The organism is Gracilimonas sediminicola, assembly GCF_024320785.1.
Taxonomy (GTDB): domain Bacteria; phylum Bacteroidota; class Rhodothermia; order Balneolales; family Balneolaceae; genus Gracilimonas; species Gracilimonas sediminicola.
On record NZ_JANDBC010000002.1, the window covers coordinates 203,893 to 226,239 of the forward strand.

22 protein-coding genes are annotated in these 22,347 nt (G+C 44.1%); 9 read left to right on the plus strand and 13 right to left on the minus strand.

Features of this window, described 5'->3' with window-relative positions:
- The first annotated feature begins 142 nt into the window (after positions 1-142).
- Complete coding sequence (locus tag NM125_RS10730) at positions 143-1,552, plus strand: amidohydrolase family protein (RefSeq protein WP_255134923.1); 1,410 nt, start codon at positions 143-145, stop codon at positions 1,550-1,552.
- 13 nt (positions 1,553-1,565) lie between these two features.
- On the opposite strand, the gene NM125_RS10735 is transcribed toward NM125_RS10730, so the two are convergent.
- Positions 1,566-1,820 carry a TIGR03643 family protein gene (locus tag NM125_RS10735; protein WP_255134924.1) on the minus strand — a complete coding sequence of 85 codons (255 nt, stop codon included), beginning with the start codon at positions 1,818-1,820 and terminating at the stop codon, positions 1,566-1,568.
- A 175-nt stretch (positions 1,821-1,995) separates the two neighbouring features.
- On the opposite strand from NM125_RS10735, the gene NM125_RS10740 reads away from it, so the two are divergent.
- Entirely contained in the window at positions 1,996-2,757 is a 762-nt protein-coding gene (locus NM125_RS10740) for a creatininase family protein (protein WP_349294196.1), read from the plus strand.
- Positions 2,758-2,759: 2 nt separating this feature from the next.
- Here NM125_RS10740 and NM125_RS10745 read toward each other — a convergent pair whose 3' ends face one another.
- Positions 2,760-3,452, minus strand: coding sequence for a Bax inhibitor-1/YccA family protein (locus NM125_RS10745; RefSeq protein ID WP_255134926.1), 693 nt, complete (start codon positions 3,450-3,452; stop codon positions 2,760-2,762).
- A 195-nt stretch (positions 3,453-3,647) separates the two neighbouring features.
- On the opposite strand from NM125_RS10745, the gene NM125_RS10750 reads away from it, so the two are divergent.
- Complete coding sequence (locus tag NM125_RS10750; protein ID WP_255134927.1) at positions 3,648-3,857, plus strand: YgaP family membrane protein; 210 nt, start codon at positions 3,648-3,650, stop codon at positions 3,855-3,857.
- A gap of 96 nt (positions 3,858-3,953) precedes the next feature.
- Here the strand turns inward: NM125_RS10750 and NM125_RS10755 are convergent, their stop codons facing one another.
- From NM125_RS10755 to NM125_RS10775, 5 genes are all read right to left on the minus strand, one after another.
- Complete coding sequence (locus tag NM125_RS10755; RefSeq protein ID WP_255134928.1) at positions 3,954-6,668, minus strand: DUF5916 domain-containing protein; 2,715 nt, start codon at positions 6,666-6,668, stop codon at positions 3,954-3,956.
- A 122-nt stretch (positions 6,669-6,790) separates the two neighbouring features.
- Positions 6,791-7,597: a DUF4097 family beta strand repeat-containing protein gene (locus NM125_RS10760; protein ID WP_255134929.1), complete on the minus strand. Its 807-nt coding sequence runs from the start codon at positions 7,595-7,597 to the stop codon at positions 6,791-6,793.
- An 11-nt stretch (positions 7,598-7,608) separates the two neighbouring features.
- Positions 7,609-8,499: a DUF4097 family beta strand repeat-containing protein gene (locus NM125_RS10765; protein ID WP_255134930.1), complete on the minus strand. Its 891-nt coding sequence runs from the start codon at positions 8,497-8,499 to the stop codon at positions 7,609-7,611.
- An 8-nt stretch (positions 8,500-8,507) separates the two neighbouring features.
- Complete coding sequence (locus tag NM125_RS10770; RefSeq protein WP_255134931.1) at positions 8,508-9,296, minus strand: hypothetical protein; 789 nt, start codon at positions 9,294-9,296, stop codon at positions 8,508-8,510.
- Positions 9,289-9,825 (minus strand): RNA polymerase sigma factor, encoded by a 537-nt coding sequence (locus NM125_RS10775; RefSeq protein ID WP_255134932.1) that lies wholly within the window; start codon positions 9,823-9,825, stop codon positions 9,289-9,291. The genes NM125_RS10770 and NM125_RS10775 overlap by 8 nt, the downstream gene beginning before the upstream one ends.
- A 263-nt stretch (positions 9,826-10,088) precedes the next feature.
- On the opposite strand from NM125_RS10775, the gene NM125_RS10780 reads away from it, so the two are divergent.
- Positions 10,089-12,269: a Tex family protein gene (locus tag NM125_RS10780; protein ID WP_255134933.1), complete on the plus strand. Its 2,181-nt coding sequence runs from the start codon at positions 10,089-10,091 to the stop codon at positions 12,267-12,269.
- Positions 12,270-12,404: 135 nt separating this feature from the next.
- Here NM125_RS10780 and NM125_RS10785 read toward each other — a convergent pair whose 3' ends face one another.
- Positions 12,405-12,941 carry an REP-associated tyrosine transposase gene (locus NM125_RS10785; protein ID WP_432419287.1) on the minus strand — a complete coding sequence of 179 codons (537 nt, stop codon included), beginning with the start codon at positions 12,939-12,941 and terminating at the stop codon, positions 12,405-12,407.
- 271 nt (positions 12,942-13,212) lie between these two features.
- On the opposite strand from NM125_RS10785, the gene NM125_RS10790 reads away from it, so the two are divergent.
- The 3 genes from NM125_RS10790 to NM125_RS10800 all read left to right on the plus strand — a co-directional run bounded on the left by NM125_RS10790 (position 13,213) and on the right by NM125_RS10800 (position 15,096).
- Positions 13,213-14,391, plus strand: a complete 1,179-nt coding sequence (locus NM125_RS10790) for an aspartate aminotransferase family protein (protein ID WP_255134935.1) — start codon at positions 13,213-13,215, stop codon at positions 14,389-14,391.
- A gap of 164 nt (positions 14,392-14,555) precedes the next feature.
- Entirely contained in the window at positions 14,556-14,786 is a 231-nt protein-coding gene (locus NM125_RS10795) for a DUF433 domain-containing protein (protein WP_255134936.1), read from the plus strand.
- On the plus strand, positions 14,770-15,096 hold the full coding sequence (locus tag NM125_RS10800) for a DUF5615 family PIN-like protein (protein ID WP_255134937.1): 327 nt from the start codon (positions 14,770-14,772) through the stop codon (positions 15,094-15,096). Before NM125_RS10795 ends, NM125_RS10800 begins: the two co-directional genes overlap by 17 nt.
- Positions 15,097-15,176: 80 nt before the next feature.
- On the opposite strand, the gene NM125_RS10805 is transcribed toward NM125_RS10800, so the two are convergent.
- A complete protein-coding gene (locus tag NM125_RS10805; RefSeq protein ID WP_255134938.1) occupies positions 15,177-16,358 on the minus strand; it encodes an anhydro-N-acetylmuramic acid kinase in 1,182 nt (393 codons plus the stop codon).
- 38 nt (positions 16,359-16,396) lie between these two features.
- Here NM125_RS10805 and NM125_RS10810 point away from each other — a divergent pair, with 38 nt between their 5' ends.
- Entirely contained in the window at positions 16,397-16,642 is a 246-nt protein-coding gene (locus tag NM125_RS10810) for a hypothetical protein (protein WP_255134939.1), read from the plus strand.
- A gap of 87 nt (positions 16,643-16,729) precedes the next feature.
- Entirely contained in the window at positions 16,730-18,436 is a 1,707-nt protein-coding gene (gene thrC / locus NM125_RS10815; protein ID WP_255134940.1) for a threonine synthase, read from the plus strand.
- 94 nt (positions 18,437-18,530) lie between these two features.
- On the opposite strand, the gene NM125_RS10820 is transcribed toward thrC, so the two are convergent.
- The 4 genes from NM125_RS10820 to lysC are packed head-to-tail and all read right to left on the minus strand — an operon-like array spanning position 18,531 to position 22,295.
- Positions 18,531-19,334: a 2,3,4,5-tetrahydropyridine-2,6-dicarboxylate N-succinyltransferase gene (locus NM125_RS10820; RefSeq protein ID WP_255135376.1), complete on the minus strand. Its 804-nt coding sequence runs from the start codon at positions 19,332-19,334 to the stop codon at positions 18,531-18,533.
- Positions 19,335-19,393: 59 nt separating this feature from the next.
- Positions 19,394-20,278 carry a 4-hydroxy-tetrahydrodipicolinate synthase gene (gene dapA / locus NM125_RS10825; RefSeq protein WP_255134941.1) on the minus strand — a complete coding sequence of 295 codons (885 nt, stop codon included), beginning with the start codon at positions 20,276-20,278 and terminating at the stop codon, positions 19,394-19,396.
- Positions 20,278-20,955, minus strand: coding sequence for a dihydrodipicolinate reductase C-terminal domain-containing protein (locus NM125_RS10830; RefSeq protein WP_255134942.1), 678 nt, complete (start codon positions 20,953-20,955; stop codon positions 20,278-20,280). Before NM125_RS10830 ends, dapA begins: the two co-directional genes overlap by 1 nt.
- A gap of 11 nt (positions 20,956-20,966) precedes the next feature.
- The gene (gene lysC, locus NM125_RS10835; protein WP_255134943.1) at positions 20,967-22,295 is read right to left on the minus strand and encodes a lysine-sensitive aspartokinase 3; all 1,329 of its coding nucleotides are present in this window, start codon (positions 22,293-22,295) and stop codon (positions 20,967-20,969) included.
- Positions 22,296-22,347 lie beyond the last annotated feature (52 nt).

The following is a 22,347-nucleotide window of genomic DNA, read 5'->3' on the forward strand; positions in this document are numbered from 1 at the left end:
AGGTTATTTGAATATGAACGAGCAATCATTCATACTTTCATGGTGATAAATGAAGTAAAAGAATGTTTGTGCTTCTTCCTATCATCCCTTTGATGTAATACCATCCAAATTCAATGTTAGCTGATAACAATACCTCCAAGCTATGAAGACCTCCCTATTTTCTGCTTTTTTACTCACATTCATTTTACTGAATGCCTGCACTTCTAAAAACCAATCCGAACAGCTTCTTCTAACCGGCCTCCATGTTATTGATATTGAAACCGGTGATATCGCTGAAAATCATTCCATACTTATTGAAGGAAACACCATTAAGGACATTTTTGAAGATGGAAGTAAAAATACGGAGGGTGCGAGATCGGTCTCCATGAAAGGTAAATTTGCCATTCCGGGCTTGTGGGATATGCACATTCATTTACGCGGTGGGCAGGACCTTATCGGTTCAAACAAAAAAATGCTGCCTCTTTACATTGCCAACGGAGTAACTACTGTTCGGGATGCCGGTGGTGACTTAACCTCCACTATTTTTGGATGGCGATCTGAAATTAAGACTGATTCACTGACCGGTCCCTATATCTATACATCCGGGCCAAAAATTGACGGCCCCGATCCAACCTGGGAAGGCTCTATTGAAGTGCAGAGTAGTGAGGATATCACCCAAGCTCTCGACTCTCTCCAATCCATAGGTGTCGATTATGTAAAGATTTATGAGAGCACGTTAAGCGGGGAGGCTTACCTGGAAATTATTCGTCAGGCTGAAGAACGCGGGCTTACCGTTACCGGACACATGCCTATGAGCATTTTTATTGATGATGCTATTACAGCTGGGTTGGATGGAATTGAACACCTCTATTATGTCTTAAAGGGTACTTCGGATCGGGAAGGAGAAATCACCAGTAAGGTGTATAATGGTCAGCTTGGGTTTTGGGATGCCGTAGCTGAATTGAATGACAGTTATAATGAAGATACCGCCCGTGTTTTTTATCAGACATTAGCCGATGAAAATGTATATGTGGTACCTACACTTCATATTGATGATGTTCTGAGCTTTCTTCATGAAGAAGATCACTCGGGGGATGAGTACTTGCAATATATTCCTGACGACATCCGACAAACGTATCAGCGCCGGGTTCGCTCAGCGCAGCGTAGAGATGCGGATGCCATTCAGTTTGAGAAAGAGCTGAATGATCTTTTCAAAAAAGTAACCCGCGATATGCAACAAGCAGGCGTGAAGTTATTGGCAGGCTCGGATGCGGGAGCTTATAATTCGTATGTATATCCGGGAATATCGCTCCACCGTGAATTGGCAGCTTTTGTGAAATCAGGAATAACTCCGTTGCAAGCCCTTCAGGCCTCTTCATATAATGGTGCTCATTTCTTTGGGGATTACAGCCGGGTTGGAAGTATCGATGCCGGCAAAAAAGCAGATTTGGTTATTCTGAATTCTAATCCATTATCCGATATACGCAACACTGTGAATATTCACGCTGTTATTGCCAATGGAGAGCTGTTGACATCCGAATCTTTGAACGAGTTGCCTCAAACTCAAGACTAACCATCACCTTTTACTAATACTGATTGGGGCTCACGAACCGATTAACATCCTCTTTGCGTTTTTTGCGGTGTTTGGTATCTCTACCGGAGACTCGTTCTCTCCACATTTTAAAGCTGGAGCGCTTCATTTCGGAGCGCATCAGCTCAATGGTTTCATCTTCGGTAAGCCCAAACTGAAACTCGATAGCATCAAAGGGAGTTCGGTCTTCCCATGCCATTTCTATTATTCTGCTTTTGTCGGATTGAGATAGGTTGCTGAAGTTTGCCATGGTTTATGCTTTTGTCAGCAATACAATTTAGCTGGTCATTTCAATCCATATTTAAGCAAGATATTCTCTGGGTTAAGAAATCGACTTCGTGGTTTCCAATATCAACTGCTGTTCCATACTTTTGAGCTCAACGTTCTGCGATTAACAATGTAACCCTTACTCCTTATTAAAGATGATCAGACCATACATTTTAGCTGAGACCAACTGGAAGAACCTGAAAGATGCCGACTTCGAGCTCGCTATCCTTCCCTGGGGCGCAACCGAGGCACATAATTACCATCTACCCTACGCTACTGATGTCATTGAAGCAGATCATATCGCTGCAGAATCAGCCCGAATCGCCTGGGAAGAGGGTTCCAAAGTCATCGTTCTGCCAACTATCCCTTTTGGGGTGAATACCGGGCAACCCGATATTTACCTTGATATGAACCTAAACCCAAGCACCCAGTTTGCCATTCTTAAAGATGTGATCACGGTATTAAACCGTCAGGGAATTCATAAACTTCTGATCTTCAACAGCCATGGAGGAAATAACTTCAAACCGATAGTAAGGGAACTTGGGCTGGAATTTCCCGACATGTTTCTTTGCGTAGCCGATTGGTTTAAATCGCTCGACAAAAAGCAGTTTTTTGATGAAGATGGAGATCATGCGGATGAACTTGAAACCAGTTTACTCTTACATCTAAGGCCCGATTTGGTTTTACCACTCGATGAAGCAGGTCCGGGCAGTGAACGAAAGAGCAAAATAAAAGCACTGACAGAAGACTGGGCATGGGCTGAACGGCCATGGTCTCAGGTAACCGACGATACCGGAATAGGTAATCCAAAAAAAGCTTCTGCCGAAAAGGGCGAAAAGTATTTCAAAGCGGTGACCCAAAAAATGGCCAGGTTCATGATTGAGCTCGCCCGGGCAGATAAAGACGATTTATATGAATAAAATTACCGCCGGTCTCCGAAAATTCGCAACAAGAAAATAAACATGTTAATGAAGTCGAGGTATAAGGCAAGGGCTCCCATAATAGCGCCTTTGCTTCCCTCCTCGGATTCTACATCCACTTCCAGGCTCATCTTTTTCATCTTCTGTGTATCGTAGGCAGTCAATCCCACAAAAACCAGCACACCTATGTAGGTTATGCCCCAGTAGAGCATTTCACTATGAACGAATATATTCACAACGGTGGCAATGATAATCCCAATCAGCCCCATAAAGGCAATGTTACCAATGCTGGAAAGGTCCTTTTTGGTGAAATACCCGTAGGCGCTCGTCACCCCGAATGTACCGGCCGTTATAAAAAACGTTGAAGCAATAGAAGCCGAGGTATAAACCAGAAATAAAATAGAGAATGTGAGCCCATTTAGTGCCGAGTACAACAAGAAAAGCCCGATGGCCATGCTTGCATTCATGCTGTTGATTCTTCCTGACAGCCAAACTACCAGACCGAGTTCAGCTATAATAATGCCAAAAAATAAAATCTGGTTTTGAGCCATAGTCTCCACAAAACCGGAATCGACCACACGCAGAGCCACAAAGCCGGTAATGGCAAGGGCAAGGGCCATCCAGCCATAAACTTTATTGATGAAACCGGACTGTATTGATTTTACCTGTTCTGCTGTAAGATGCTGTGTATTCATTGCTGCTTTTAATAAAGAATTAGTTCAGTTACTATTCACCTGTGATAACAAGTTCACAAAACCTTCAAAAATAAATTTTATTGTGCGGTTGAAAATACTAAAACTTCTTGCCGTTTGTGTACTCTGTATACTAATAATTGCAGGTTTAGTTTTTCTATTTGAATGGATTATCTAACAAAAAAAACTGAGGTTACTATGAAAAAGAATATGGGTTCTGCTGATAAAATTATACGCTTTGTTTTAGCGATTATATTTGTTGCTCTTTACTTCACAGGAACGGTTACCGGTACATTAGGCATCGTATTATTGGTACTGGCCGGAGTATTTGTGCTTACAAGCCTGGTAAGCTTCTGCCCCCTGTATGCACCATTTGGGCTGAAGACATGTAAGACATCGGTGGAGTAAAACAATTACGATCACCTGAACTGATTTTAATCAGTATAAAAAAGGGCGCACTATTGCGCCCTTTCTGATATATCTATGTATACATGAATAAGGTTATCAGGTACCGAACCAGTAGCTCAGTTTCACGAGAAATACATTGGTTGGTTTGGCACTGAAGAGGCCATCCAGATCTCTGCCGAGATCGAAATTACCCATTCTAACAAAGTCATCCCGTTGTTGCTGCCACACAAGAAACAGAGTCGATCCCGGGGCATATTCCCATCGGAATACCGCGTTACCTTGTACTGAACGGAAGTTAAAATCCGGATCACGGAAATTAAAAGCCGGCGAACCTCCTGCTCCATCGGGATCTACGGAGTACTCGTCTCCTGCTTTGCTGATGGTTCCCTTATCTTCCCCGTATCGGTCAAAATTATAAGTTCGCGGTTCAGCAAATTCCTTAAAGTGCGTGTATTCACCGCTGGCTATAAACGGACGCACATAAGTTTGCAAACTCATGGTTGGTGAGAAGGTCCAGTTTACCCTTACGCTGGTCATAAACCTTCGCTGCTTTATATCCGCAAATACATACCGGTTGCCATAGGTGTCGGTAGCGTTGGCATCTTGAACTTTGGTCACGTACTGATCCGTGTCCCGCTGATAACCAAACTCCGGGGAAACTGATATTTGAATAAATGTGGTAGGCAGAAAGGTAACCCCCATCCAAATATTATTATCAAATTCACCGGAAACATCCTGTCGCTGAAAAGTGCCAAAATGAAACGACACATCTTTATTTTGATTGGTACTCAGGTTCAGATTAAAATTCCAGTCCCTCGGCCGCTCCATTACAGGGCCACCACGGGTGGTGCGATCCATTAACTGATCACCGGATACATTTGCGTTGTAGTTGAAAGTCCAGAGGTTATCAAAGCGCATGAAGCCACCGGTTCCATACCAGTTGTTGATCATATCTCCATCATAATTCCATGCATTCCCTTTAAATAACCATGTCTCAAAGTATTGTAACAGCTTAGGGTCAGTCTCCCGGAAAATCAGCCCTCCGTTTATAGATCTGTAATCGGCTCTGTTTTGGAAGCCGATGTCATTCGTCTCATATCCGGGAGAAACATCCGAATAGGTTAAAGAAGTCATCCAGTTATCATCTCCCCCTCTTTTCTGGATACTTATTTCTGTCGCAAAACCGGACAAGCTTGTTTTATTTGGATTTACCGAAAGCTGATCCGAATCTACGCGGTCATAATGCCTGACCGGTGAAGTTTGGGCTCGCTGAATAGCTTCTTTTGAACCGTTTATCACACTATAGGAAAAAGCACCGCTTGTAATCCAGTTGCGGTCGTTGAAACTATGTTCAAAATCCACACCACCCAGATAGGCGGATGAGCGAAGGAAGTCCTCGAAGTAGGTTCCATCAATACTGCGGTTTACAGCGCTGGCGAAACCCCCGAAGTAGGTGTTGCCTGAATTAAAATCTTTCTTGGTTCGTGCCACCATATAGTTGGTGGCCGGTTCAACAGCAAAAGAGCTTTCATTTCCGGAAGGTGCCGTATATAGGGCTTCCTCTTCTAAAGTATAAGCGTCAAGAAAACCAATAGACCATCCGTTTTGGGTTTTTCCGCTCACTTTGGCGGCCGCTGCAATGGTCGTCAAATCCGGACGATCTACATAATCCGCATTAACTCCTGCCCTGTTTGGTGTCCCCTGGGGTGCTCTTCCAATCCTCCTGGAATAAAAGGTAACGGGATTTCCAAAGCGGCTGAATGTCTTGGTATTGCCGAATTGAAAGATATCATTCCCTTCAAGGAAAAAAGGCCTGCGTTCGGAGAAAAAGTTTTCGTTGGCCGTTAAATTAATCACTGCCGGATCAGCCTCAACTTGTCCAAAATCCGGGTTTATTGTCGCTGTCAGGGTGAGATCGGAGGTAAGGCCGTACTTAATATCGCCTCCGACTCCCGCTCCCAATTCATTCCGGCTGTAATAAGGATTATCTGTACTTATAGATGGAACACGGGTTAAATCAGCCGACACATAAGGAATAACTTCCAATCGGCGTGGCTCTTTCAGGTTCTGAATTCCATTAAGTCTTCCAAACTTGGAAACAATACCGGTTTCGTTCTGTGAGGTAGGTGCCCAAAAGGATATTTCGCCATTACGGGCAATCCTTCTCTGAAAATTAACCCCCCACGATTGCTCTTCATCATTGGAGCTGAAGCGCAACTGTGAAAGGGGAATTTTCATCTCTGCTGACCAGCCGTTTTCTAAAATTTTTGTTTCTGCCTGCCAAACAGCATCCCAAAGCTGATCTTCATCAGTATCATCATAAAGCAGGATATCTTTTTGCACACCCCGTGGATTTATTGCAAAGGTAAAAGCCGTTCTTTTGTCGTTGTAGCTGTCAAACAGTACATACACCCAGTCGCTGGCCTCATCACCATCACGCCGAAAAAGTGGGGCATTAATGGAATCCGGAGCCGAGTCGTAGGCCATTATTCCTACAAATATATATTCATTGGTATATAGCAGCTGAACCTCTGTATTTTCAGAAGCCGCACTGCCATCGTCCGGCGCGCGCTGCGTGAATTGAGTTGCAATCGGGACGTTCTTCCAAATAGACTCATTTAAAAGTCCGTCTAACACAATTTCATTTTCACCATCAATCCTGATGGCCTGCATGGCGGGATTATCCGCCGTTCCTCTTCTTACATCATCTGTTTTAATGGCAATAGTGTCTGTTTGTTTTTGATAGGAAGTCTGTGCAAACAAGTTGACACAAAGACATACCATTGCCATAGTAGTATATACGCGCTTCATAGTTTTGGGGATTTTTAAAGAGGAGTCCTATCCCTGCAAGCCTCTTGGCTTAAATGGCTTACAGCTCCAGTTATGGTTTCAACCTTTAGACGATTTGATTCTAAAAAGGTTGCTGTAAAAAATTATTTTTTACGAATTGAAATATCTCCATGCAATGTTTTGAACAGAAATTCGGGTCCGCCTCCATTCACTTTTCCAAATATCCATTTGTTCACGGCCACACGGTACTCTCCATCTTTGGTATTCACTTCCGGTTTAGAAGAAGTCCGGTCGATCTCCATATCGAAATTGGTGTACACATCGCCCCACTCCGTTTTCATTTTTGCGGTGAATTTGGCATCCGCCGGAAAGGATACTTCGATATCTCCATTCACCCCGGTAAAAGACATGGGTGCGTTTGCGGTAATCTCATTGAAATCAATTTCAATATCTCCGTTTACACTATTAACCAACACCGTACCGGAGATATCACTTAGCTCTACATCACCATTTACAGCACTAATTTCCAACTCACCCGAAAGGCCGGATACCGTTACATCACCCTGTACCGTGTTCAGCTTAAGAGAGAAGTTTCGTGGAACGTAGATAATCATTTCCAGGTCATCGTTCGGCATGGGGCCGGTGTTTACCCGTACCTCGTTATTGTCTTCGGTTACCTCAATACCTACGCCTCCGCCTGAAATTCGACGCATACCGTTTCTTATGGAATCTCTTTCGTCATCGGCATTATCACTGTCATAATTCACAATTACATTATTCTTGTCGTGTGCTCTGATCTCAACTTCATCGGAGAAGTTCGCCGCCACAATCAGTTTTCCGGGTTCACCGGGATTCGATAGCGGTATTTCCAGGTTATTCTGAGCAAGGGCCGGGATGGAAATCAGGCCAACAGTAAGGATGAAAAGCAATTTTTTAAATGATCTATACATGATTTTTCTCTTTATGATTTTCTTTGTTTGATATAAGCGTTTCCATTTAAAAGGCGGAACCGCAGTTCAGGACCGCCTTCGCCAATTTGAATAGGAGATGTTTGCTCGATGCTGTACCGGATTGTCCCATCCTGACTTTTATTTACCCGGTTAGGCAAGTATTCAATATTGTTGAAGTCGGTATATAGTTCACCGTGTAAACTTTTGAAGGTTACAACAGCAGACAAATTTTTTGGTGCGTACACTTCGATGGTACCATTCACTGTATGAAATTCAGAATCTTGTTCGGGGGCCTCAGCAAATTCAACCCGGATATTACCGTTCACGGTGTTGGCATCCACTTTTCCGGCCGCATCATTCACAAAAACACTTCCGTTTACATTATTCGCTTTTACCCCCGTAGTCATACCGGAAACTACAACCTCCCCGCCGTTGATGGTTGAAATCTCTGACATGAGATAATGCGGAATTTTAAGCTGAAGATTGAATTCAAAATTCAGCCGATCATCATCTCCATACCTGTTTTTCTTTCTTCTTTGGTAATTGTAATGGAGTTTATCCCCCTCGATTTTTACTTCCATTCCGGGCTGACGTACAAATATGAAAATACTGTTGTTCCCATCAAGCCGGTCCAGGTAAATCTCATCCGGATTAAAATCACCGATTAACCTCGGCTTACTTGTAACTATTTTTGTTCCTGTGATAATGATTTCATCTCCATCATACCCTTCGGCATTTAAATCCCCGTTAATATTCTTCATATGAAAGAAGGTCTCTGCATTAAACTCTGAGGCCGGTATTCTGATTTCAACATCCTCCTGCGCCCGTTGGGATGAAACCGATGTCTGGGCTTCAGCTGAAGTGCTCACCAAAAATATCCCAAGTAACAATATTGTCTTCATAATCTCTCTCACATCAGTGCAGCAATGCTGCTTTCCAGTTTTTGTTGAACCGTAAAATCAAGGTCACGTTCTTCGATCAGGCGTCTGAATTCAGGGGCGGAATTTCTCAGTTCCAGCTCCAGCATAGCATCGGCGAGTTCTGTAATCACAATGGGTGATTGTTGTTTAGCTATGGCCTTCACCAATCCTTCCCTCACCCGTTCATTACCACCCCATCTCTTTAAAGCTTCAATAGCCTGAACCCGAACATTAATGCTTGGGTCGTTATTCAGCGTAAATAGCAATGCATGAATAGCCTCTGTATCAACAGAAGTCATTTCACTGCTGATGGAAACCGCTTTAAGCCGGTCGGCAGCCGAAGCTCCTTCCAGCATATTCACCATCATCATTTCGCGCATATCCTCCACCTGCTGGCTGAGCTGTTCAATTTCAGAGTCACTGCTATTGAGTTGTGAACCGATGAAACCGCCCATAATCAGCAACACTACCCCGTACGCCAGTCGTGGCATGGTAAGCTCTGCGATAAATTGCTGAATCTGATTCTGTGCCATCTTCAACCAGGGCTCTTTAACGGATTGCTTTTCCTTCTCCAACATTGCGTAGAACTTCGAGCTCATTTCTTTTCCGGGAGCCGGAGCCGATATAGAACCCAGATCTTCGTGCAGTTTCTCGAGCTCACGAAACTCCATAAAGTCGATAGTGCCGTTGGCAATCAGCTCTTCCACCTGTGTCTTGCCGGCATCATCCAGATTCCCGGCCAGGTAGTCGGCTATTAATTGTTCGTGTTGTTCATTCATGGCTGCATTCCTCATTTAAGGTATTTACCAAATCTTTTAATTCTTTCATGGCCCTAAACATTTTTACTTTAATCGCCCCTTCGGTAGTATCCAGAATATCGGCGATTTCTTTGTACTTCAAGCCTTCAAAACGGCTCAATACAATAATCTCTCTTTTATCTTCATCAAGCCGGCTCAGTGCAATTTCAAGCAGTTCCTTTTTCTCTTTTTTATTGACCACTGCCTTCGCTTCTTCCTCATCCACTTCCAGTCGTTCTTCATCAATTTCTACCGGAATTCCTTCCCGCTGCTGCTTTCTGTAATGATCGATGTGAGCGTTCCGGGCAATACTGAACATCCAGGTGGTGAACTTACCGTCGCCGGTATAAGTGTCCCGATATTTTAACATGCGCTCAAAAACAGACTGAACCAGGTCTTCACAAAGCTCCGCTTCTTTACACATCCGGTAGAAAAAACTGAATAGCGGTCGATTATATCGCTCAAACAACAGACCCAACTTATCCAGGTCGCCGTTCTTTACTTTCATCATCAATGCCTTATCCGAAGTTGAATCCACCGTGTAAATTTCCCGAGCTTTATGTTTTCAACCTTATACACTGATGATAATAGAAAAGGTTACATATTTATTTTCGTTATTCGGAAATCGTTATTCGTTCTTGGTCGCTCTCTCGATTGGAAGTTTGGATATAGATTCAGCAAATAACGATTGACGAAAATTTCATCATTTAAAATTCATAATTCTAAAGCCGAGTTCTTATTTTCAGCTTCCTAATTTTGAAACGAATATCATCAATGAGCGATACTTCTATTTTTAGTTTTTTAGCGAAGCAACTGAATTTTTCACCTAAGCAAATCAGTACTGTAGCCAAGTTTTTGGATGAAGGAGCTACGGTTCCTTTTCTGGCTCGTTACCGTAAAGAAGCCACCGATGGACTGGATGAGGAACAAATCCGCGCTATCCGAGATGGCTTAGAAACCCAGCGGACCTTGGAAGCCCGTAAAGAAACGGTTCTTAAATCTATCAAAGAGCAGGATAAACTAACGCCTGAGCTGGAAGAGCAAATTAAGGCCTGTACGGATTTGACTACTCTGGAAGACATCTACCTTCCCTATAAACAAAAGCGTAAAACCCGGGGCGATAAAGCCAAGGAAAAAGGATTAGAGCCATTGGCTCAGCTTATCTGGGATCAGAAAATTGAGAAAGGTGATCCGGTTGAATACGCCAGGGAATACATCGATAAAGAAAAAGAAGTAGAGACAGTTGAAGATGCCTTCGGCGGAGCTACCGACATCGTAGCGGAATGGATCAACGAAAGCCTGGAAGTGCGGGAAATGCTGCGAAAGGTATTCGCCGAGCATGCTAATATCGTGACTAAGAAAAACCCGGCCGTCAAAGACCGAACGAATTACGAAGATTATTACGAGTTCTCTTACCGTGCCAGCAAAATGAAGCCTTACCAGATTCTGGCTATCAACCGCGGCGAAAAGGAAAATGTCCTGTTCGTAAACGTGGAACTTTGGGAAGAACGAACGCTCGAGAATATTGACGACCTGGTGATCAACAACGACCTGAGTATTTTCACGGAATACCTGCAGGATGCTGTAGAAGATGCTTACAAACGCCTGTTGTTCCCATCACTGGAACGGGAACTCAGAAGTGACCTTACCGACAAAGCCGATGAACATGCTATCGAAACCTTTGCGACCAACCTCGGCAACCTGCTTATGCAGCCCCCACTCGACAAAAAAGTAGTAATGGGCATTGATCCCGCTTTCCGAAGCGGTTGTAAAGTCGCTGTAGTGGATGAGCATGGAAAATACATGGAAGGAACCACCACCTACCCAACTCCTCCACAGAAAAAAGTAGCAGAAGCAGAAGCTGTTTTCGAAAAGCTGATTGATAAGTACGGGGTGAGCCTGATCGCCATCGGTAATGGAACTGCCAGTCGTGAGACCGAGCAGATTGTGGCCGACTTCCTCCAAAAACGAAAAGAGAAACACCCTGATGAAGAACTTCACTACCTGATTGTGAATGAAGCGGGAGCATCGGTCTATTCGGCCTCTAAAGTTGCCCGGGAGGAATTCCCCGAGCTGGATGCTGCACAACGTGGAAACATCTCCATTGCCCGACGGGTTCAGGATCCATTGGCGGAGTTGGTAAAAATTGATCCAAAATCGATTGGGGTCGGTTTATACCAGCATGATGTGAATCAGAATCAGCTGGCAGGTAAACTGGACGATGTGGTTGAAAGCTGTGTGAATGAAGTTGGGGTGAACCTGAACACGGCATCTGCTCCTTTGCTGTCTCACATCTCCGGATTAAGCAAACGGGTGGCTACCAACATCGTGAAACATCGGGAGGAAACGGGGATTTTTATGGACCGCGAGCAAATTCGTAGTATTGACGGTGTGGGCGATTTCCGTTTCCAGCAGGCGGCCGGATTCATGCGTATTCCTGAATCCAAGAACCCATTGGACAACACCGCCATTCACCCCGAAAGTTATGAGGCTGCTGAGAAGCTTTGTAATCTGTTTGGCATCAATCTCGAAAACCTTTCTTCAGAGAAGGATAAGATTGCATCCAAATTCAAAAATGTGAACCTCGGAGAAACAGCTGAACAAATCGGCGTTGGGGTTCCTACCCTGGAGCTGATTATAGAAAACTTACAGAAACCGGGACGTGACCCTCGTGAAAACCTTCAAAAGCCGTTACTTCGCACCGATGTGATGAAGATGGAAGACCTTAAAGCAGGTCAGAAACTGGAAGGTACCGTTCGGAACGTAGTTGATTTCGGAGCGTTTGTAGATATCGGAGTTAAACAAGACGGACTGCTTCACATCTCCAACATGGCCGAAAACAAGAAGATTGAAGACCCTCATGATGTGGTAAGTGTTGGAGATATTCTGAGTCTTGAAATCATTACTTTGGACCTGGAACGAGGTCGGATTGGGCTAAAACTCGTTAATGGTTAAATCGTTAGTAGAACCGGAGGTTCAGGCAGGTGTTCCAAACCAGAGGTTGGGAACGAGAATATTGTATCACTCTCGTTCCGAACGTTCCGTTCGGAATGCATGCCGGTACCTCTGGTTCCAAATAGCGAATTAAAGCTACCCCGCATAAATGGTTACAGGAATTAACCCCGTTTGCCCCAAATAATTTCTGGCTGATGAATACCGCCAATATTCAGGTCTGTCAATGAAACCACGCTTTACCGGATTGAAATGAATGTAATCCAATTTCTGAGCTACCATTTCATTATTCAATAGCTGCTTCGGATGAAACCCTTCTTCCCATACTTGGTAATCAGATTTAAGCTTATGCTTTAGTTTTCTGAATTCTATTTGAGCCAATAACTTAGAATTCCCATCTGCTTTCAAACAATCAATCATTCGTCTTGCCATAAATGACTTTGCGAGTCTTAATTTTTTAGCCAAATCTTCTCCCTCAACAATAGCATGAAAATGATTTTCCATGATTACGTATCCGTAAATAATTACCTTTCTTTCACTCTGAAGGAAAAGAAAGCCATCTAAAACAATCTGAGATAATTTAGGTTTTGAGAGCAATGGCAATCCATCTTTTATCATGCTGGTAATAAAGTATGGATAATGTTCTTCGTATATTTTGTATCGGCTTCGCCCCATGATTTTCTCTTTACTTTTTTCCAGTAAGAGTAATTTCGGGACGATTCCTTACAGAATTTTTAATGAGCCCTTATTAATCATGTTGAACCAGAGGTTCTGGCATGCATTCCCAACCGCCGGTTGGGAACGAGAATTCTCATTTGAGAATTCTTTTTTAGTAGTTGTTACTCATGACACTCGTTACGAACGGCCCGTTCGTAACACATGGCGGAACCACTGGTTCCATTCTGTTGACATTAATAACAAATAAAAATAAATCATCACCTCACGCATGGACAAAGCACAGCAGCTCGAAAAACAATACCACTTCCAGGTGTACAACCGCCTGCCGGTTACCCTCTCTCATGGAAAAGGAGCATTACTTTGGGATACCGAGGGAAACGAATACCTGGATGCTTTTGGCGGATTGGCTGTGAATAACCTCGGGCATGCTCACCCCAAAATAGTTGCTGCCATTAAAGAACAGGCTGACAAGCTGCTGCACGCCTCCAATTTCTTTTACAATGAGCCTCAGAGTCTGTTGGCTGAAAAACTGGCAACATTGTCCGGTTTAGACCGGGTTTTCTTTTGTAACAGTGGTGTAGAAGCCATGGAAGCCTGTGTAAAAATGGCTCGAAAGTGGGGTAAGAAAAACGGAAAGTCCGGAAATGTAATCACACTCAGTGAAGGATTTCATGGACGATCAGTAACAACCATTGCAATGGGCATGCCGAGCTATCGGGAGGGATTTGACCCCATGCCCACCGGATTTGATCAGGTTCCATTTAATGATTTTGAAGCCCTGAAAGCAAAAGTAGATGAAGATACCATTGCTATAGGATTTGAAACCATACAAGGCTCCGGCGGGGTAAATGTAATTGACGGTGAATTCCTAAAAAAAACCCGGCAGCTTTGCGATGAACTTAACATCCTTATGATTATAGATGAGGTACAATGTGGGATCGGTCGCTCCGGGAAGTTTTACGCCTACCAGCATTTTGATGTAATGCCTGATATTGTTGCTACTGCAAAAGCATTGGCAGGTGGAATTCCCATCGGAGCCGTTTTGGCAAAAGAAGAAGTGGCTTCAGCACTGGGATTCAGTGATCATGGCACCACATTTGGTGGAAATCCATTTGCCTGTCATGTCGCCAATGCAGCACTGGATGCCATTGAAGAAGAAGGACTCACCGAACAAGCAGCAGAAAAAGGAGCATTTATGATGAAGCTGCTCAGAGAAAGGTTATCCGGTTATCCCTCTGTTAAAGATATACGCGGACTCGGGCTTATGTTAGGGGTGGAACTCGATCGCCCCGCCCGGCCTGTAATAGATAAAATGTTTGAGCATAATATTCTGGGCAATGCCGCTCATGGAACCGTTGTAAGGTTCCTTCCTCCTTTGGTCATCACCAAAGAACAAATTGAGCGTATTGTGGATGAACTGGTTTGGGCATTGAATCAAACTGAATAATAGAACACGGATTAAGCGGAAAGAAGTTATTAATGGGTTTCCCTTTTCTTGCAAATATGTACCCGCCTGGTACTACCATCTAATAACATTTGTGTCGTAAAAGCTGTTAATGAATTTCAGCCCTTATTTTTGTACTATTATTCAGATCATTTCAGGAGATTGTCATGAAAGAAATTCAATCCAATCCTAATATTTTAGGCGGAACACCGGTTTTTAAAGGCACACGCGTTCCTATAGAAATCCTTTTTGATTACCTCGAAGAAGGCGCTTCCATTGATACCTTTCTGAACGACTATCCTACAGTGGAAAAGAAACAAGCTATCGCTGTTTTAGATATTGCCGGCAAAGTAGTTTCCTCTCAGGATTTTAAGTCAAAGTATGAAGCTACTTCTTGACGAAAATATCCCTCACCCTTTAAAGAAAGACCTTTCACAGCATGAGGTATTCACCGTGCAGGATATGGGCTGGCAGGGAAAAGAAAATGGGGCATTGTTAAAATTGATGCTGGCTAATGGTTTTGATGCTTTCATAACAGCGGATAAAAATCTTCAGAATCAACAAAACTTTATTAACTACTCTATCCCGGTTTTAGTTTTGAGCGTAAATCGTTTAACCTATCAGAACATTTCTAAGTTGCTAAAAAAGCTGATTGCTATCCTGAATTCCAAATTACCTAAGGGAGCAACTATAATTGAGCTTGAATAGTATTGTTTCAGCGAATCATGTACACCTAAATCCGGGTAATCCGAAAATCATGCAAATCAGGGTTCTCAAAACAATGATTTTCACCCCGGCAGACTAATCTTCCCTAAATGAATTTTTTCTTCCGTAACCCCCGGAATAGAAAATCCTTCCCCGGTCACTAACTCATTGGCAAAAAAGGCCATCATGGCAGCTTCTTTGGCATCGGCTGAAATTCCCAGATCTTCTATATCTTTGTATGTGGCATTGGGGTTTCGCTCTTTCAGATCATTCATCAACGTTCTGTTGTGAATGCCACCGCCACTTACAAAACACTCAAACTCCTGATCACCGACTATCTCATCAAAAGCCCGGCTGATACTTTGCGATGTAACCGCCGTTAGTGAAGCCACAAGGTCTTCCTTCTTCGCAAGCTCAATGCCATGCCCTTCCATCAGATTTTCGATGAATTCCAGCCTGAAATCTTCCTGACCTGTTGTCTTTGAAAATGCTTTTCTAAAATAAGGTTCAAGCAAAATATACCTAACCAGTTCAGAGTGAACCGTTCCTGAAGCCGCTACTTCGCCCTGATCGTCAAAAGGCTGATCGAAATATTTTTGCATGGCCTCATTGATGAGTGTGTTGGCCGGGCCGGTATCGCTGGTCAAAATTGGTTCTCCGGTTTTATGGGACGGCAACCAGGTAAAATTGGCGATTCCACCCAAATTCAGCAAAAGCCGGTGCTTCTCCTGATGTCGAAAAAGCACTTCATCAAATATTCCGGCCAGTGGTGCGCCTTCTCCCCCAACAGCAGTATGTTTTTGCCGGAAATCAAAAATAGTGATAATTCCTGACTTTTGAGCAATATGATCTCCATCTACAATCTGAAGGGTGGCGTGCTCTTCTTCCTCAAGTTGAGCAGGAGCATGGTAGATGGTTTGGCCGTGGCTGGCTATCAGGTCAACTTTGTCGGGATCAATACCCCAGTCATTCAGAGAGTCCAAAATCCAGGAAGCATATCTCCCGGCAAGTTCCGTATGCAGAATGGTTAATTCCCGGGCACGTACCTGTTCCTTTGATTGAATAGCACGAATTCGATCTCGCAAAGGGGTTGAATATTCCTTCGTTGTGAACTTTATCACTTCAATCTTTGAGTTATTTCCCGATCCGGACACCTTACACAAGCATATATCCAGTCCGTCCAGTGAAGTGCCGGACATCAACCCTACAATAAGCCGTTCCGGTTTCCGGGAAATTTCCCACAGTTTTGCCAAATAATTATTCATAGATTTAGGCTGAATTTATAAGCAAGAACCTACGGAAAATGAGCGAACCTACCGAAGACGAAATTAAAGCTTTTATTGAGGATGTGGAATTCCTTATTCAAACCCTGAAAGACAGTTTTGAGTCGACCGATTCACAGTTTTTCATCGACGAGCACAACGATATTCTATATGTGAAGCTGGAAGGATTGAATGACTACGAAGAGCATGAAATTGAAGAAATTGCAGCTCCGGTTTTAAGTGAATTGGACCTGGATTTTGAAGAAATTATTATACTGCCATTGTAATCAGAACGGCTGAAAAAGCGCTTTTTTCTTAATTTTTTGATACCTTCCAAAACAGTTTATTTGCGACAATCCCAATAGCATTATCCCATGAAATCAAGCAATTCTGGATATACCATGAGCTGCATTATGTGTGGCCGTGAAAATGACGAGAGAGAAACCAGCACCTATTGCACGTATTGCGGAGGAGTTCTGGATATTGAGTACAACAAATCCGAGAAGCACATTCAGTATCCGCTGAAAGAGATTTTACCAGATCCTCTCAAAAATCATTATTCATCGCTGAAGAAGCTCGATCGTCTTTCCGAGAAATATGATGCTGAACTGTACGCCAAGCTTGAATTTGAACATCCCACCGGATGCTTTAAGGACCGGGGAAGTTATATAGAAGTGCAAAAAGCCCTGGAACTGGGTGCTGATGCTATTTGCCTGGCTTCTACCGGAAATATGGCTGCATCAGTGGCTGCCTATGCCTGTTATTTTAAAATTCCTTGTTTCGTGTTTGTGCCGGAAAAAACACCGGAAGTAAAACTGGCACAGGCTACCATTTATGATGCCACCATCATAAAGATTAAAGGTGATTTTATGGCATGTGAGAAACTGTGTCGTGAGTTTGCCAAATCCGGAAATTACTACCTTGCCGGAGATTATGTTTTCCGTCAGGAAGGACAAAAATCATTCTCCTATGAGTTATATGAGCAGGGTGACACCGAATTCGATTACATCTTTGTACCCATTGGTGCCGGAACCAACTTCGCTGCCATCTATAAAGGCTACAAAGAGATGAAGGCAGCCGGGATGATTGATAAGATCCCAAGCTTTGTAGCAGTTCAACCCGAACAAAGTTCACCGGTGGTGGAAGGGATTTTTAAGAAGGATAAAATCGTCAAAGAGCAGGTAAATACCATGGCGGATGCGGTTGCCGTAGCCGATCCGCTTGATTTCTATAAAGTATTCCGCGGAATTGAGGAAACGGACGGACTTGCCTTTACCGCAACCGAGAATGAATTGCTCGAATCGATGCAGGAAATGACCGTTGAGGAAGGTTATTTCACTGAACCGGCTTGTGCCATTCCGCTTGCCACCTTCAAAAACAACCTGGATCAATTTAAAGGAAAGAAATGCCTGTTCGTGCTCACAGGTACCGGGCTCAAGAGTTCACATATCGTGGCCAAATACTCTCTCTCCTCTCCGGTACTCCCACCAAACCTCGAACGCATTCAGCAATATATTGAGTCCGGATTTATTGACATGCAAAAGAACAGCTGGGGTCAATCACGTAACACCGGCTTTGAGAACGTCAATATGGACGAGGGACATACCAAGCTGTATGATGAGTATGTGAATAACATCAACCGAAAAGGGAAAACCCTAAAAGAGGAAGAGATTAAGGTACTTCGTTCATTGGTTTATAATGAGGATGCAGATCTCGAATACCCTGTTGAGGTAGTGGATTACAAGCTTACCATGCGTAAACACGGACTGGTAAGTGCAGCCGTGAAGCTGAAAATTGAAGACAAAGACGAAATCATCTCCCTCGATCAGGGTGTTGGACCCATTGATGCCATTCTTACTGCTATCAAATCAGAAACGGATGGCTTCCTCCCGCTTGAAGTCATAAATCACGAAGTGGAAATCCTGAGTCCCGATACCGACTCATTGGTTATTGTAACCCTAACCCTTGAGAAAGAGGGACATCGCTTTACCTCTAAGGGCGCTTCACCTGACACCCTTGAGGCCGTAATTCAGGCGTTTGTGAAAGGATTGGCAATAGCTAACAAGGCTCTGGCAGTCTGAAAAGTGTTAAAGTGTTTACGTGTTAAAGTGCTGGGTTTTAAAGTAATTGGGTGTTTATCTATAAACGTTAACACGTAAACACGTTATCACATGACTACCGAAGAGCTTCTTCTAATTCCAGCGAAGCATTACTTCCTTCATCTCTGTATTTCACAATAATCGGGCAGGACATGCTGAGTCCATTTTCTTTAGCCCAATCGTTACTCACAGGACGGGTTCCGGGAATAACTACTGCATTTTCAGGAATAGCTGAACCGCGCTCCAGAACTTTCTCATTCACCGTATCATAAACAGGAACGGCTTTGGAAAGCGTAACTCCGGGTGCAATAACAGCTCCTTTCTTCACAAGAATTCCTTCCACAATTACAGATCCGGCCCCGATAAAGCAATCGTCCTCGATGATCACCGGATTCATCCCAACAGGCTCTAATACTCCACCTATCTGCACTCCGGCTGAAAGGTGTACATTCTTCCCAATCTGGGCACAAGAACCCACGAGAGCATGGCTATCAACCATTGAACCTTCATCCACATAAGCACCAACATTGATATAAGCCGGCGGCATAATGATTACACCGGATGAAACAAAAGCCCCTCTGCGAACGGATGAACCACCCGGAACCAAACGCACACCGTCCTCAGGACCAAAATACCGGGGAGGCAGGTTGTGTTTATCTACGAAACCCTCATAAATGCCTTCATAGGAAGTATTTTCACCATCTTTAAAGGAGGCCAGAATAGCTTCTTTCACTTCTACATTTGCCTCCCAGCCATTTTCGGTTTTGTTGGCTGCTCTTACGGTTCCTTCTTCCAGTTGATCTAAAATATCTTCGTAACTCATTCTATAGTTTTGTTTATTGAATTCATTGATTGTGACATTCCAAGCAGTCTTTAAGATCTTCGCTAACCAAACTTTTGAAGATTCTTCACTTGGCTCAGAATGACTAAATACTAATTTTATTGCTTAGCAAGCCACGCTGCTATATCCTCATCCGCTTGCGCCAGGTTGGCTTCCACTTCTTCAGAAATATCACCCAGCGACAATGGCAACCTAACAGTATCAGTAGCTATCCAGTTCTTTTTGCCAAGCAGAACTTTTACCGGAACCGGATTCGGGGCTTTAAATAAGGCGTCCGTTGCATTCTTCCATAAAGGGAATAATCCTTCCGTTTCTCCTTTCAGGCAAAGTTCCACATATTTGTGAGTAGCTTTAGGCCATACATTTGAAGCTACGGAAACCAAGCCTATACCGCCTTCTTTACTAAAAGCCGGAGTCATGCCGTCATCACCGCTGTAGAATTTAACATCGGGTGCTTCGCGGCGGAAAGCCTTGAACTCTTCTACACTTCCGCTGGCTTCTTTCACTCCCATCAGGTGATCAAATTCTTTACTGAGGCGGGCGGGAACACTCGGATGCATTTTTACCCCCGTTCGGGAAGGTACATTGTAAAGCATACAGGGAACATCCGTCTCAGCCATCAATTCACTGAACCACTCAAACTGACCTTCAGCTCCCGGTTTTGCATAAAGAGGTGTTACCAATAGTAATGCATCAGGTTTTATTTCATTGCAAAAGTGGATGAAATCGACCTGAGCAGGAAGGTTAAAGCCACCAACTCCAATCATAACCGGAACATCCAGATTCAGATCCTTGGTGAACTCGACAACCTCTCTTTTTTCTTCTTCATTCAGGTTCAGCCCTTCTCCGGTACTGCCCAAAATCAATACGCCATTGCCGGCCTCCTCCTGTTTTCTGAGAAGCTGTTCAAAGCTGTCATAGTCCACACTCCCGTCTGTGTTCATCGGAGTGACAATAGCCGTCCACAGTGGAAAATTTTCCATTATTTTTGTTCCTCCATTACTTGATCAAATAACTGCCCAAAGGTACGAATTCCTGCTTCCATCTTCGAATGGTTAACCAGTTGCTTTGCGGCCCAAATCGCCCCTTCTGCAAATAAAGCACGGTCTAAGGCCTTATGTTTTAGGGTGATTTCTTCTGTTTCTGTTTTCAGGGTCAGTTCATGAATTCCTTTAACATCACCTTCCCGGGCTGAGGTTACTTCTGCTTCCTTATCCAACCACTCCTTCCAGGACAGTGCCGTTCCGCTGGGGGCATCTTTTTTATGAACGTGATGCACTTCGTGAATATAAAATTCCGGGTCTTTCAAAATGTTTGATCCCGCCGAAATAGCCTCGATGCTTTTACGGATTACATTCATTCCCAGGCTAAAATTGGAAGCCATAATCCATTTCGCATTCTTGGCTTTTACCTGCTCCTCCAAATCGTTTGGCCACTCACAACCGGTACTTCCCCATGCGGCCGGGATGCCGGCCTCAATCACTGTGTCCAGTACATCGGGTACGGCATCTCCCGGCACAAAAATGATAACCGCATCTGCTACTTGAAGTTTCTCTACGGTGGGGGGATTCGATGAGTCAAAAGCTTCGGATAGTTCATCTCCCAAAAGCTCCACCACTTTTCCACCGGTCTTTCCTGTTCCAATAACTGCAATTTTCATAAATCTGATTCTTATTCAGTGATAAATTTCCCGTGCAACATCCGCACGATATCTTCAGCTTGTTTCTGCTCAACCAAAAAACAAAGATTATTCGGGCTGGCCCCATGACAAATTAACCGGACGTTATACTCTTCCAGGGCAGTAAATAGCGGGCCGCCAATTCCGGAGGTTTTCTGTAAGTCATTCCCTATCAGAGCAATCAATGCAAGCTCCTCTTCCACGATGACTTCCGCAAACCGGCCGAGTTCTTCCAGCACATCCTCATTTAACTCTACCTTGTTGGCCGCATTTACAGCCGTATCCAGGGTGAGCGCCACGCTTACCTCACTGGTACTTACCAGGTCAACCGAAATTTTATGCTCTGCCAGCACCTTAAACAAATGTGCCAGAAATCCATGCTGGTGAAGCATCTCCAAACTGTTTACCGTCAGTAAGGTCTGATCTTTACGAAGAGAAATTGCCCGAATAGGTGGCTTTTTCTCCGCATCTTTAACGATGTATGTACCGGGATTTTCGGGATCGGAGCTGGAAGCTACCCGCACGTTTACCCCTGCTCTCATTGCCGGTTTTAAGGTTGCCGGGTGCAGCACTTTCCCGCCAAAAACCGAAAGCTCAGCTGCCTCATCAAACGTGATCTCGTTAATCGGAAAGGCATCGGGCACAATGCGGGGGTCGGTGGTGAATACGCCGGCTACATCTGTCCAGATCTCCAAGGTGTCGGCACCTACGGTTTCGGCAAACAAAGAGGCTGAAAAATCGCTCCCGCCCCGGCCAAGTGTGGTTGTATTCCCAAATACATCCGAACCAATAAAGCCTTGGGTCAGATAAGTTTTCCCTACCTGAATATGTTTATCGGCCTTCTTTTTAATGGATGCGAGAATGGGCTCTGCATTCCCAAAGGTGGAATCGGTTTTCATCACATTGCGGGCATCCAGCCACTTGGCATCCACTCCGTTTTCTCTAAGTACTTCAACAAAAATCCGTGTGGACATCAACTCACCGAAAGCGTACAAGGCATCTTTCCAGCGCTTATCACGTCCTACAAAATCAAGATGTTCGCGCAGCCCGGAAAACTCGGTATAAAATGCATCTCTGAGCTTCTCTTCCTCTTTACATTGCTCAATAATGGCAAGATGGCGCTTCTCTATACTGCCAAGAAGTTCTTCCCGCTGGGTAGAATCTAACTGGCTTGCTGAAAGGGCTACTAAGTCGTTGGTGGTGCCGGAAGTCGCACTAATTACAATAAGCCGGCGGTCCGGATCAGACGCAACGATTTTGGCACTGCGCTGCATGGCATCGAACGTGCCTACACTGGTGCCTCCGAATTTGGATACAATCATTAATTCTAGAAAGTTTATTGATGAATGAGTGAGCGCAGAAAATAAAGACTCT